General features: G+C 37.8%; 13 protein-coding genes, 1 rRNA gene and 1 riboswitch. Of the genes, 6 read left to right on the top strand and 8 right to left on the bottom strand.

Annotated elements, in window-relative coordinates:
• Positions 1–62: ribosomal RNA gene (locus AC1DEF_RS22205) — 16S ribosomal RNA — on the bottom strand; the annotation flags it as partial.
• A 352-nt stretch (positions 63–414) separates the two neighbouring features.
• Between AC1DEF_RS22205 and AC1DEF_RS22200 the strand changes: the two genes are divergently transcribed.
• The 3 genes from AC1DEF_RS22200 (at position 415) to AC1DEF_RS22190 (ending at position 3,231) form a co-directional block, all read left to right on the top strand.
• On the top strand, positions 415–609 hold the full coding sequence (locus AC1DEF_RS22200; protein WP_025752735.1) for a hypothetical protein: 195 nt from the start codon (positions 415–417) through the stop codon (positions 607–609).
• 238 nt (positions 610–847) lie between these two features.
• A complete protein-coding gene (locus AC1DEF_RS22195) occupies positions 848–2,434 on the top strand; it encodes an AMP-binding protein (RefSeq protein WP_097824841.1) in 1,587 nt (528 codons plus the stop codon).
• Positions 2,435–2,553: 119 nt separating this feature from the next.
• A complete protein-coding gene (locus AC1DEF_RS22190) occupies positions 2,554–3,231 on the top strand; it encodes an MgtC/SapB family protein (protein ID WP_013059577.1) in 678 nt (225 codons plus the stop codon).
• A gap of 26 nt (positions 3,232–3,257) precedes the next feature.
• Here AC1DEF_RS22190 and AC1DEF_RS22185 read toward each other — a convergent pair whose 3' ends face one another.
• The 7 genes from AC1DEF_RS22185 to AC1DEF_RS22155 form a co-directional block, all read right to left on the bottom strand.
• Positions 3,258–3,866, bottom strand: a complete 609-nt coding sequence (locus AC1DEF_RS22185; RefSeq protein ID WP_043977187.1) for an NAD(P)-binding protein — start codon at positions 3,864–3,866, stop codon at positions 3,258–3,260.
• On the bottom strand, positions 3,847–4,614 hold the full coding sequence (locus AC1DEF_RS22180; protein ID WP_097824842.1) for a sirohydrochlorin chelatase: 768 nt from the start codon (positions 4,612–4,614) through the stop codon (positions 3,847–3,849). Before AC1DEF_RS22180 ends, AC1DEF_RS22185 begins: the two co-directional genes overlap by 20 nt.
• A gap of 13 nt (positions 4,615–4,627) precedes the next feature.
• Entirely contained in the window at positions 4,628–5,407 is a 780-nt protein-coding gene (gene cobA, locus AC1DEF_RS22175) for a uroporphyrinogen-III C-methyltransferase (protein ID WP_013059580.1), read from the bottom strand.
• 91 nt (positions 5,408–5,498) lie between these two features.
• Positions 5,499–6,098 carry an adenylyl-sulfate kinase gene (gene cysC / locus AC1DEF_RS22170; protein WP_014457932.1) on the bottom strand — a complete coding sequence of 200 codons (600 nt, stop codon included), beginning with the start codon at positions 6,096–6,098 and terminating at the stop codon, positions 5,499–5,501.
• A gap of 12 nt (positions 6,099–6,110) precedes the next feature.
• A complete protein-coding gene (sat, locus tag AC1DEF_RS22165) occupies positions 6,111–7,262 on the bottom strand; it encodes a sulfate adenylyltransferase (RefSeq protein ID WP_097824843.1) in 1,152 nt (383 codons plus the stop codon).
• Between the two features lie 52 nt (positions 7,263–7,314).
• Positions 7,315–8,394, bottom strand: a complete 1,080-nt coding sequence (locus AC1DEF_RS22160) for an inorganic phosphate transporter (RefSeq protein WP_080781573.1) — start codon at positions 8,392–8,394, stop codon at positions 7,315–7,317.
• 19 nt (positions 8,395–8,413) lie between these two features.
• A complete protein-coding gene (locus AC1DEF_RS22155) occupies positions 8,414–9,127 on the bottom strand; it encodes a phosphoadenylyl-sulfate reductase (protein WP_025752724.1) in 714 nt (237 codons plus the stop codon).
• A gap of 254 nt (positions 9,128–9,381) precedes the next feature.
• A riboswitch (SAM riboswitch) is annotated at positions 9,382–9,484 on the bottom strand.
• A 313-nt stretch (positions 9,485–9,797) separates the two neighbouring features.
• Here AC1DEF_RS22155 and cdaS point away from each other — a divergent pair.
• The 3 genes from cdaS (at position 9,798) to AC1DEF_RS22140 (ending at position 11,761) form a co-directional block, all read left to right on the top strand.
• On the top strand, positions 9,798–10,424 hold the full coding sequence (cdaS, locus tag AC1DEF_RS22150) for a sporulation-specific diadenylate cyclase CdaS (RefSeq protein WP_043977196.1): 627 nt from the start codon (positions 9,798–9,800) through the stop codon (positions 10,422–10,424).
• A 97-nt stretch (positions 10,425–10,521) separates the two neighbouring features.
• Positions 10,522–10,905 (top strand): VOC family protein, encoded by a 384-nt coding sequence (locus AC1DEF_RS22145; RefSeq protein ID WP_013059586.1) that lies wholly within the window; start codon positions 10,522–10,524, stop codon positions 10,903–10,905.
• A gap of 67 nt (positions 10,906–10,972) precedes the next feature.
• Entirely contained in the window at positions 10,973–11,761 is a 789-nt protein-coding gene (locus AC1DEF_RS22140; protein ID WP_097824844.1) for a potassium channel family protein, read from the top strand.
• Positions 11,762–11,783 lie beyond the last annotated feature (22 nt).

Here is an 11,783-nt window from a genome sequence, read left to right as displayed (position 1 = left end):
ACTTGCATGTATTAGGCACGCCGCCAGCGTTCATCCTGAGCCAGGATCAAACTCTCCGAAGAAATGTTTGACTTGCTCAATTAAAAAATAAAATTTAACGTTGACGTTTGTCGCTTTGTTCAGTTTTCAAAGTTCAACCGCCGCTCTTAAGCGACTTTACCATCATAACAAGTTGCAACCTAGTTGTCAACAAGTTTTTTATTTGTTTATCGCTTCGATGTTTGCTTTAGCAGTTCATCTTAGCGACATTTAATAATATACCATGCCTTCTTTTATTGTGCAATAGTTTTTCGATATATTTTTAAAAACTATTTTCTTGCAAACGAAACGTTAGCCAATTAATAGATACTAGCATATCTAGAGCCACACTAGCATAATGTCTATTAAATCATTATCCGCCAAGGAGGCGTTCACTTGGGTACCTTAATTGCAGCTGCACTCTATTTGTCCTTTTGCATGTCTATTCTCTTAATTTCACTTGCTTATTGGGAATCAATTCAAATGTCTAATAAAGAAGGCAAAGTCAACGGCCTTTCATTTATTTCACTTTCAACATTCAGCATGATTTTTTGTTTGTTTACTTCATATTTTTATACCATTCTTTATTAACATGCATTGTCTTCTTATAAAAAGGAGACATTTCTTTATTTTATTACAATATTCGCATTCAGTATACTTACTTATTGAAATCAATGTGATAACTTCAGTCACTTCTCTTCTTCATACGTACGATGGACAGTGAAGGAATTTGTCGAATGATTTTTTGGAACACTTTCTTTAAATTTGATAAACTACTTTTAGAAAACGCTTTCATATATACTTTAACATTATTCAAGGAGGAAACCAAATGAAACCATTGCTTGAATTAACGGTTGGAAAACTTTTAAAAGAAAGTACAAAAAAGTTTGGGCATCAAGAAGCGGTTATCTACTCTGAACAAAATATTCGCTATACGTACGCGGAATTTTATCAAGAAACCTCTCGAGTTGCAAAGGCACTTCTAGCCACTGGTCTCAAAAAAGGCGACCATATCGCTATCTGGGCTACCAATGTGCCGGAATGGTTGCTTCTTCAATTTGCAGCAGCTAGAATAGGCGCTGTTTTGGTTACCCTTAATACAAGTTATCAATCCTCTGAATTAGAGTATGTATTGAGTCATTCTGATACAACAGCGCTATTTTTCATTGATGAATTTAAAAGCACTTCTTATACGTCTATTATCACTAGTATTGAACATAATCTTCCCAAACTAAAACATCTTATAAACTTAAGTGGATCAAGCGAACATACATCTTGGAACGAGTTTTTAATGAGTAGCTTAATGGTATCGGATGAGGTTCTCGATAAGCATGAACAATCCCTACATATCCATGATGTTATCAATATGCAATATACTTCCGGAACAACAGGTTTTCCAAAAGGAGTTATGCTAAGTCACCATAATATAGTAAACAACGGCTTTTTAGTTGCTCAGTCTATGAAACTGACTAACGAAGACCGCTTATGCATTCCAGTTCCTTTCTTTCATTGCTTTGGATGTGTGCTGGGTGTTCTAGCATGCGTATCTGTAGGTGCTACTATGCTACCGATTATTGAATTTCAACCTGCCTCTGTTTTACGCACCGTAGAGAACGAAAAATGTACAGCTCTTCACGGTGTACCAACTATGTTTATTGCGGAATTAAATGCACTTGAGTTTAATCAATATGATTTATCTACTCTTCGCGCAGGAATCATGGCTGGTTCTAATTGTCCAGCAGAAGTAATGAAACGAGTCATACATGACATGGGCATCAATGAAATTACGATCGCGTATGGTCAAACCGAAACATCTCCTGTAATCACCCAAACAACACCAACTGATTCTATCGAGCGGCGAGTACAAACGGTTGGCAAAGTTCATAATCATGTACAGATTCAAATTATTAATCCAGTTACAGGTAAACCAGTTTCTTTCGGAGAACAAGGAGAACTTTGTGCAAAAGGATATTTAACAATGAAAGGGTATTATAAAATGCCGGAAGAAACAGAAAAAACAATTGTAGAAGGTTGGCTACATACAGGAGATTTAGCTACCATCGATAAGGATGGCTATGTAAAAATTACAGGACGTCTAAAAGATATGATTATTAGAGGCGGAGAAAACATTTACCCAAGAGAGATTGAAGAGTTTTTATATAGAATACCCGAGGTAGAAGATGTGCAAATTGTCGGTATTCCTGATCCAAAGTATGGAGAACGAGTTGCTGCATGCATTAAACTCAAGCAACATTCTTTTCTTACCGCTCAAGAAATCAAAGACTTTTGCAAAGGTAAGCTTGCTCATTTCAAAATTCCGGAACATATTTATTTTATAGACGACTTTCCCATGACGGCCTCCGGCAAGATTCAAAAATATAAATTGAAAGAAAAGATCGCAGCGCTTTATAAATAATCAGATTTTTTCGAATTCCACCTGTTATTATGAAGAAAAGTTTACTATACTGATACATATCTGTTTTTCTTCTTTCATACAGATATAAACAACAATGTTTATTGAAATAGGTGAAAATAATGGAAAATGAAATGTTGCTCAAATTAGGTATTTCCGCTGTACTTGGTCTTATTATTGGAATTGAAAGGGAACTAAAACGAAAGCCTGTTGGTTTAAAAACATCTCTCGTAATTTCCATTATTAGCTGTTTACTCACAATTGTTTCGATTGAGTCTTCTCAAATTTTTAATAAAGGTGATCATATCACAATGGACCCGCTTCGTCTGGCCGCTCAAATTGTTTCTGGAATTGGTTTTTTAGGGGCGGGCGTCATTTTACGAAAAGAAAATGACAGCATCTCAGGGCTTACAACAGCGGCTATTATCTGGGGAGCAGCAGGTATAGGCATTGCTGTAGGTGCAGGGTTTTATCCTGAAGCTATTACCGGAGTTGTACTGCTCATTATCAGCGTTGAACTTCTTCCCTTCCTTATTACTATTTTGGGGCCTAGGCAACTGCGCGAGAAAGAGCTTATTCTTCAACTCAAGCTGGCGGATAAGCACAATATCTTTGATACAACTAATAGCATTAGAGAAAAGAATATTACAATTAAAAATATTCGAATCAAAGATTTAGACACCAATGAATTGTATATACGAATGAAAGTGTCAGTTAATAACCAGCGCCCTACTACAGAAGTGTATTACGAAATTCAAAAAATCAGCGGTATTCGAAGCATTGAAGTTGAAAATGTATAAATAAAAAACGGCCAACTGGCCGTTTTTTATTTGTATTTTTTAATCTGTTGTAAAAATTCCCGCTGTTTTACTAGAGACAGCCGGTATTGATCATCGATAATTTCTGTTAATAACTCATGTTTACGGCTCTTTGACACATTTAATCTGTGGATAAGAACTCTGCATTCATACAAAAACTGTGTATACTGTGTGTAACTCTCATCATAATTTGAGGATAAGTCTTCTTTGATTCGCTTTGTCAACAAAGGGCTAGCGCCATCTGTGGATATTGCTAGCGATAATCTCCCTCTAGAAAACTGTGCAGGAATTTGAATATTTCCATCGGAAAAACTGCTGGCCATATTAACCAACTGATCATTTTTAATATGCTGCTTAACAAACTTATTCACAGCTTGATCATTTGTAGCCACAACAATTAAAAAGACATTAAGTAAGTCTTCTTCTCCTACTTTTTTTCTTTTTACACGCAGCTGATCTTTAGCTTCCCATTCATTTATTTCAGCTGAAACAGTTGGAGCAACCACTGTAATGGCTGCTCCTTCTTGTAAAAAACCTTTAATTCTACGAGTTGCGATTGTTCCGCCCCCAACTACTAAGACCGAACGACCCTTTAAATCAAGCATAACGGTATACATCGTATTGATTTCCTTTGCTGGATAATAACGTTTTTACTTGGTGACTTAAAATGTGTGCAAGTCCATCATGATAACCTAGGTAGTTGGCTAAGATAAACTGCTGGGCATCTGTTGATAGCTGCTCCAATTCTTCCTTAATTTCGTTCATTAAAATACCGGTAAACAAAAGGTATGGAAGAACGAATACTTGCTTATACGAAGTTCGTTTAGCAAGGTGCAGGCCTTCTTTTAAATTAGGAGAAGCTGCAGCTAAATAGCATGTGCTCACTTCTTTAAAAGCACCTTTCCCTTTTAGCAGTTGAGCTATTTCGTTAAAATCTTTTTTTACAGCAGGATCACTGCTTCCTCTGCCGACCAACAATACCATCGAATCTTCATGCTTATCCACATTGGTTTCATTGATTCTCTCTACCAAGATATCAACAATTCGTTCGTCTACGCCGAACGGTTCTCCGTACAGCACCTCTACCTGGGGATAACGTTCATATACTTTGTGTATTTCTTCGGGTATATCATGCTTTGCATGCGCAGCTGTTAATAACAGAAGAGGCACAATTGCAATACGAGTAGCACCTTGTTCAATACATGCTTCAAATCCTTGTTCAATAGTGGGGGAAGCTAGTTCTAGGAAACAAACTTCTTGAATCGGTACATCTAGATTTTTTTTACATCTTTCAATAAAAGCAACTGCCTGATCAGCGCCTTCTTTTACGCGGCTGCCATGGCAAACATATAAAACTGCATCCATATAATCAACCTCTTTAGTAAGCTTCTTGTGCAAACGAATAGTAATGCTGTCCAGTCTTCTCAAACCAATTTAATCGGTCATGAAAATTCACAACTTCACCAACGATAATCATACTTGGATTTTCAATTTGTTCTTCTTTAACAATATCAACAATTGTACCAAGAGTTCCAGTTACAGTGCGCTGGTCCGCACATGTTCCCCAGTGAATCAATGCAATTGGCGTAGCTGAGGTTTTTCCGTGTTTCATTAACTGTTGGCAAATGTACGGTAAGTTCCGCACCCCCATATAAATTGCAAGAGTATCTACACCTTTGGCTAGGCTATCCCATTTGATTGCATCATGCTCGCTATCTTTACGATGACCTGCTACAAAAGCAAAGCTTGCGCTGTATTCCCGGTGAGTGACAGGGATTCCTGCATAAGCAGCGGCTGCGATGCCTGATGTAATCCCTGGAACAATTTCAAATGAAATGCCCTGCTGCACGAGAGCTTCTGCTTCTTCCCCTCCGCGTCCAAAAACAAATGGATCTCCGCCTTTTAAGCGCGTTACAATTTTTCCTTTTTTAGCGAATTTCACTAAAAAGTTGTTAATTGTTTCTTGCTTGAGGGTATGGTAGTTCGGAAGCTTTCCGCAGTAAATGATATCTGCATCACTTTTAGCATACTCCAGCAGGTCCTTATTCACTAAACGATCATATAAGATAACATCTGCTTGCTGAATTGCTTTTAACCCTTTTAATGTAATTAAATCTGGATCTCCCGGTCCTGCACCGACTAGATATACTTTCCCCATGAATGCCTTTCACCCTTCCATCATTTCCACGTCTCCGCAGCGCTCCCACATTTTAATTTGAATTAGAACAGCGGACAAAGTCCGCTGTCATTTAGATAAATTTTCGGTTAGCTAAATATTCAATAACAGTTTGTACACATTCTTCTACAGACTGTGTGCTTGTATTAATTGTTAATTCAGGATTAGCCGGTGACTCATACGGAGAATCAATTCCTGTAAAATCACGAATTTCTCCGCTTCTTGCTTTTTTGTAAAGGCCTTTTGGATCTCTTTTTTCACATTCTTCTAACGGGCACTCCACGTATACTTCCAAAAATTCATTCCCCTCTAAGATCTCACGCACTTGAGCTCGGTCCTCTTGGAATGGAGAGATAAATGCTGTTAGTACCACTTGACCGCTGTCTACAAACAGCTTAGAAACCTCACCGATACGGCGAATATTTTCTGTACGATCTTCAGCAGAAAACCCTAGATTCTTATTTAAGCCGAAACGAACATTGTCACCATCTAATACATAGTTGCGAATATTTTTATCAAAAAGCGCTTTTGCCACTGCGTTTGCTACGGTAGATTTACCTGAACCCGAAAGACCTGTAAACCATAGTACAAAACTGTGATGATTATTTTGCTCGCGTCTTTCCTCTTTTGTAATTCCAGCATCATGCCACGTAATGTTTGTTGATTTGCTCACTTCAACCGCTCCTTATTTTGAAGATACTTTTTGTTTTGCTAATCCATTAATTAACACTTCAATTACTTCTTTACGGCTGAATGTGCTTGGTGGCACTTCTCCGTTACGAAGCATTTCACGTACCTTTGTTCCAGATAGAATCATATGATCTTCCTTGCTGTGAGGGCATGTTTTCGTTGATGCCATCGCTTCACATTTCTTGCAATAGAAGCTGTGTTCAAAGAATAAAGGTGTAATTCCTAATTCATCTGCTGTAAAGTTACTGAAGATTTTTTGTGCGTCATATGTTCCATAGTAGTCACCAACACCAGCGTGGTCACGGCCTACAATGAAATGTGTGCATCCAAAGTTTTTGCGAACCATTGCATGGAAAATAGCTTCTCTAGGTCCAGCATAGCGCATCGCAGCAGGGAAAACTGCTAAAGCTACACGATCGCTAGGATAATAGTTCTCTAAAAGTACTTCATAACTTTCCATACGGATATCTGCTGGGATATCATCTGACTTTGTTTCTCCTACAAGTGGATTTAAAAACAGGCCGTCTACAATTTCTAATGCCGTTTTTTGAATATATTCGTGCGCACGGTGAACAGGGTTACGAGTTTGGAATCCAACAACCGTTTTCCAACCGCGTTCTTCAAATGCTGCTCTTGTTTCAGTAGGATCTAGGTAATACTTTTCAAAACGCGTTTTAGGTGTACGTTCTACAAGTACGATTGGACCTGCTACATATACATTTGGGCGTTCCATCATTTTTTTCACGCCAGGATGAGCAAGTTCTGCCGTGCGGTACACGTTCTCCGCTTCTTTTTCTTTATTTGGGGTATATACTTCAGAAACTTCTAAAACACCATACGTTACGCCGTTTTGAACAAGTTTTACTTTGTCGCCAATGTTTAATTCTTTAGCTTGCTCTTCTGTTACAGGAAGAGTGATAGGAATACTCCATACTGTTCCATCTGCTAAACGCATATTTTCAACAACTGATTGATAATCTTTTTCTCCTAAAAATCCTGTAATTGGGCTGTAAGCACCAATTCCAATTAGTTCTAAATCACTTAGGGCCATGTTATCTACTTCGATTTCTTTTGTTAGTGACGTGTAGTCATATGTTGGTTGATATAAATTAATTAATTCTCCACCGTGTGCTTGAATTGTTGTCATTTTGTAAAATCCTCCTTAAATAATTAACACAATATAATAAAAAGCACTTGAATCACGCAGTCATTTTTTCTTTTTCCGACTGCAAGCTTGCTCTTTTTCTTCTAGTCGCTCTAGCTAAGCTTAGAACACCTGCTGTGGCAATACATCCGCTAGCTAGCACCACAAATGAATATAAGTCGCTTTCAAGTACTAATTTCACAAGAACATATGAGATTACGAGTGAAAATACAGGGGAGACCACCCAAACCTTTAACATTTGAATGACAACTTCGCGCTGTTCTTTCGTGAATCCCGTTTTCGCTGCTCCTATTCCAATAATAGAAGACGTAGTGACCTGTGTAAGGGGTACTGGCAAACCAAACAGTGAAGCGACTGTGACAAGAGAAGCACCAGTACCCGAGATAATGCACCCTTCCCCTACAGAATAGCGAGTAATTTTTTTCCCGTTTGTTTCAATAACTCGGCCTCCTAGTAAAAGAGCTCCGAGCGCCACTGCCAATCCTCCTGCTATGACACCCGTTGTGGCATCCATTAATCCAGCTCCTACTAGAGGACCGACAGCATTTGCCACGTTATTCATTCCAGCTGAGAAGGCTTCAAAGAATCCCGTCGCTATAACTAAAATCGTTAAAACTCTTTTCCACGTTCCCTTTGCTTCTTTTTTATGCGCTCCGCGTTTTATCACTTTTCCAATCAAAAAAGCAATAACAAATGAAACCAGCGGAACAATAATCCAAAAAGACATGACAACTAAAAGTTTTTCCACATACAGAGATTGATAAGCTACGCCTACTCCAACAACTGAACCAACCGTTACTTCACTTGTTGATAGAGGAATACCAATTAAATTCGCGAAAAAGAGTGACAGCGTTGCAGCAGCCAGAATGATAATAACTAATTCTACTGACAGCAATTTTTCAGGTATGATACCTGAACTGATGGTTTTTACCACCTCGCCGCCTCCGATAATGGCTCCGAGCACAATACCTACAGCACAGATGAACAGGGCTACTCTTTTCTTTTTAATCGCACCGGAGCCGTATGAAACGCCCATAGCTGCTGCTGCACCGCTTGCCCCAATGTTCATTGCAAAAAAAAGCGCAATGATAAAGGCAACATATAAAAGCATCATTTATTCAGCTCTTTCGTATTTAAGATTCGTGTAATCCGCATTCAACTTTTTGTGTACCTGCCCATCTTCCTGAACGTAAATCGTCTACATTGTAGGCAGGTGCGGTACAGGGCTCACAGCCAATACTTGGGTAGCCTTGATCATGAAGTTTGTTATATGGTAAATCATGCTTATACACATAGCGCCAAACTTCTTTCCAGGACCAATGAATTAACGGGCAGACTTTCACTTTCTTGAATTTCTCATCTTTATTAAAATAATTCGTGTTGGCACGAGACTCAGACTGCTCGCGTCTCAAACCAGAAATCCACGCATCATAAGGAGCAAGAGATTCCCTTAGCGGGATGATTTTTCGAATTTGACAGCATAGGTTAGGCTGACTCTTCCAAAGTTCATCTCCATGTTTCTCAGCTTGTTCTGCAAGCGTTAAATCCGGTTTTTTCATATGAATACGCAAATCAGGAAAGCGTTCTTTAATTGCATCAATTACTTCATATGTTTCTTTAAAATGAACGCCTGTATCTAAAAAGACAATTTCAGCATCTTTTTTCACTTTTGAAATTAAATCAATTAACACGATTCCTTCGATACCAAAGCTTGATGCGTAAATAATTGAATCTCCGTAGGTATCATACGCCCACTGCAATGCTGAAAGAGCTCCTTTTGTTTCATCTTCACTGTCGAACTCTGGAAATGTATCACTCCAGTTTTCGTACGTATATAAGTCTGCCATTTTCTTCACTCCAATTCTTAGTTATCCGCGTTATCCAATAAAAAAAGACGGTTTTACCCACTAGAATTGGATAAAACCGCCTCTAGTGTGTCTAGTCAGCGAAACTATTTAATTCTTACTTTGCTTCGACATGCTCAAAAATTTGTTTTAAGTCGGGGGTTACAGTCATTGGTGTCCCTCCTCAAATTATCGCTTGCGCTATATCAAAATAAAAAGTCTTCCATATTGAAAGACTGGGTAGGCAATAAATTTTCACCTTATCTTTCAAAATGATACACACTTTGCTGGAATTAGCACCTTGCTAAGCAGGTTGCCGGGGTTCAGCGGGCCAGATCCCTCCACCACTCTTGATAAGCATTTTTTAAAAATTTTAGCATATTTAGAATATTTGTCAACATTAAAAATCATATATCCGATAAGAAAACTATACTTTAAATTCACAGAAATATCTATACTTTTATTTAAAACAACATATGTAAATTTAACCCAAATGTGAACATATCAATTTATAAAACGCTTTCTTTTTTCTCCAACTTTTTATATTCTCTTGCTAAATAAAACACAAAACCTCTCTATAAAATTAATAAGGGATTTATAAGCTTTACGGATAATTCACCCACATTAGCACACATTACAGATAACACTGACTGACAGATAGGAGCTATATAAGATGGAGAGACAACCTTTTCAATTAGACGATACAATTAAAAATAATGTGCGAACATATTTACAGCAGATTTCAACTGAAGCCTCTAATTTAATTAAACATTTAGACACGAGTGATCATTGTATCCTATGTGATTTTGAGGAGATGAGAAGGTTATTTCAAGATGTTCAAGCTACGGCTGCCTCTTATTACTTGCGCCATTATTTATCGCCTTATACATTTGAATATGCTGCTCTGTCTTTAGCTATTCATAACCTTTCGGAGAAACGTCACGGCGCTTTAATTGTCATTGAACGGGAACAAAATGTAGACCCTCTTATTCAAAAAGGAATGCCTATTCAAGCTCCTGTCAGCGCTACGCTAGTTGAGACACTGTTCTATCCAGGGACACCCTTACATGACGGAGCCGTCCTAATTAGAAATAATCAGCTTATTTCAGCTGCTAATGTTTTACCTCTTTCGTCTATTATTTTAACGAACAAAAAATTGGGAACACGTCACCGTGCAGCCATTGGAATGTCGGAAAAATCGGATGCATTAATTTTAGTTGTATCTGAAGAAACAGGCAAAATTTCGTTTGCTCTTGATGGAAGCCTCTACCCTATTCACTCCAGCAAAAATATGATTTAAGAGCCCTTTCCTGATAAGCAGCCCTATCTTGACTTCTATATCCTTTCTCTTTAATATATTTCATAGTTTTTACATACTATAGATACGGGTGATGCATATGACAATTTTAAAATTTGAACATGTAGGCGTTCAAGTAAAGGATATAGAAGAATCGATTGAGTTCTATACGCAAAAAGTGGGATTAGAGCTCATCGAAAAACTACCACATACCGATCCGTCTTTGAAGCTAGCTTTTCTAGGTTTAGAAGGCAATGTAATCGTAGAGTTAATTCAAGGGTATAACTCAAGCTTACCTAACGAAGGTAAAGTTCATCATTTTGCGCTGGCAGTAGACGGAATTGAAGAGGAGTTTGAGCGTTTAAAATCAGCAGGCGTTTCATTTGTGGAAGAAAACATTGTAACTTTGCCAAATGGAGCAAGATACTTATTTTTCTACGGTCCAGACAAAGAATGGATTGAATATTACGAAGTAAAAAGATAAAGATATCTTATACCTTCAGTGAAAAATGGTCATACTGTGGCTATGACTAATCACTGGAGGTTTTTTTATGATGGAATGGCTATTATTTCGACTTTTTCGTCGTTCTATTTTAGTGCGGCTTCTTTTTATTATCGGCTGCCTTGTTCTGCTTTTCGGCATGCTTATACATTTCTTAGAGCCGCAAACGTTTGGGAATGTGTTTGAAGGAATTTGGTGGGTTATTATTACAATCTCTACTATAGGGTACGGTGATTTTGCTCCGACCACTACGATTGGAAGGTTAGCTGCAATTATTTTAGTTCTGATCGGAACGGGATTTATTACTACTTATTTTGTCACGCTTTCTAAAATTGCTGTTTCCGCTGAGAGCGCTTATTTGGAAGGGAATTTAAAATTTTATGGAAAAGATCACTTCATCGTTGTTGGGTGGAATGAGCGCGCCAAACTCGTGTTAGAGTATTATCGCGACGCATTTCATAAAGAAGACATTGTGCTTATCGACGACTCTCTGACTAAAAATCCCATGATTTGTGATCGCGTTCATTTTATTAAAGGAAGTCCCTCTCATTATGAAGTATTAGAACTTGCCAACGCTCGGTACGCAAAAAAAGTGCTGATTACTGCCGATCAGCATAAGACAGAAGAATATGCAGACATGAATACTATTGTTACGTTAGTCGCTCTGCAAGGATTGAACCCTTCTATTTACAGCATCGTTGAACTTTTAACAAAAAAGCATATTCAAAATGCACAAAACTTGGGGGTGAATGAAATGATTAAAACAAACGAGTTGATTAGTCAAGTCATGTACGAACATATTTTTGTGAAAAAATTAGAGAGTTTAAAAAAAGATTAGAGAGTTTAAAAAAAGAATAGTT

The sequence above is a fragment of the Priestia sp. 10L35 genome, from assembly GCF_056395685.1.
Note: the sequence above shows the minus strand (reverse complement) of the source record. Positions and strands in the feature narration are given on the sequence as shown.

What these genes read in the sequence shown, in the direction of transcription:
- AC1DEF_RS22195 (WP_097824841.1), top strand. Translation starts at nt 848, where the DNA reads ATGAAACCATTGCTTGAATTAACGGTTGGAAAACTTTTAAAAGAAAGT.
- AC1DEF_RS22190 (WP_013059577.1), top strand. Translation starts at nt 2,554, where the DNA reads ATGGAAAATGAAATGTTGCTCAAATTAGGTATTTCCGCTGTACTTGGT.
- AC1DEF_RS22185 (WP_043977187.1), bottom strand. Translation starts at nt 3,866, where the DNA reads ATGTATACCGTTATGCTTGATTTAAAGGGTCGTTCGGTCTTAGTAGTT.
- AC1DEF_RS22180 (WP_097824842.1), bottom strand. Translation starts at nt 4,614, where the DNA reads ATGGATGCAGTTTTATATGTTTGCCATGGCAGCCGCGTAAAAGAAGGC.
- cobA (WP_013059580.1), bottom strand. Translation starts at nt 5,407, where the DNA reads ATGGGGAAAGTATATCTAGTCGGTGCAGGACCGGGAGATCCAGATTTA.
- sat (WP_097824843.1), bottom strand. Translation starts at nt 7,262, where the DNA reads ATGACAACAATTCAAGCACACGGTGGAGAATTAATTAATTTATATCAA.
- AC1DEF_RS22160 (WP_080781573.1), bottom strand. Translation starts at nt 8,394, where the DNA reads ATGATGCTTTTATATGTTGCCTTTATCATTGCGCTTTTTTTTGCAATG.
- AC1DEF_RS22155 (WP_025752724.1), bottom strand. Translation starts at nt 9,127, where the DNA reads ATGGCAGACTTATATACGTACGAAAACTGGAGTGATACATTTCCAGAG.
- cdaS (WP_043977196.1), top strand. Translation starts at nt 9,798, where the DNA reads ATGGAGAGACAACCTTTTCAATTAGACGATACAATTAAAAATAATGTG.
- AC1DEF_RS22145 (WP_013059586.1), top strand. Translation starts at nt 10,522, where the DNA reads ATGACAATTTTAAAATTTGAACATGTAGGCGTTCAAGTAAAGGATATA.
- AC1DEF_RS22140 (WP_097824844.1), top strand. Translation starts at nt 10,973, where the DNA reads ATGATGGAATGGCTATTATTTCGACTTTTTCGTCGTTCTATTTTAGTG.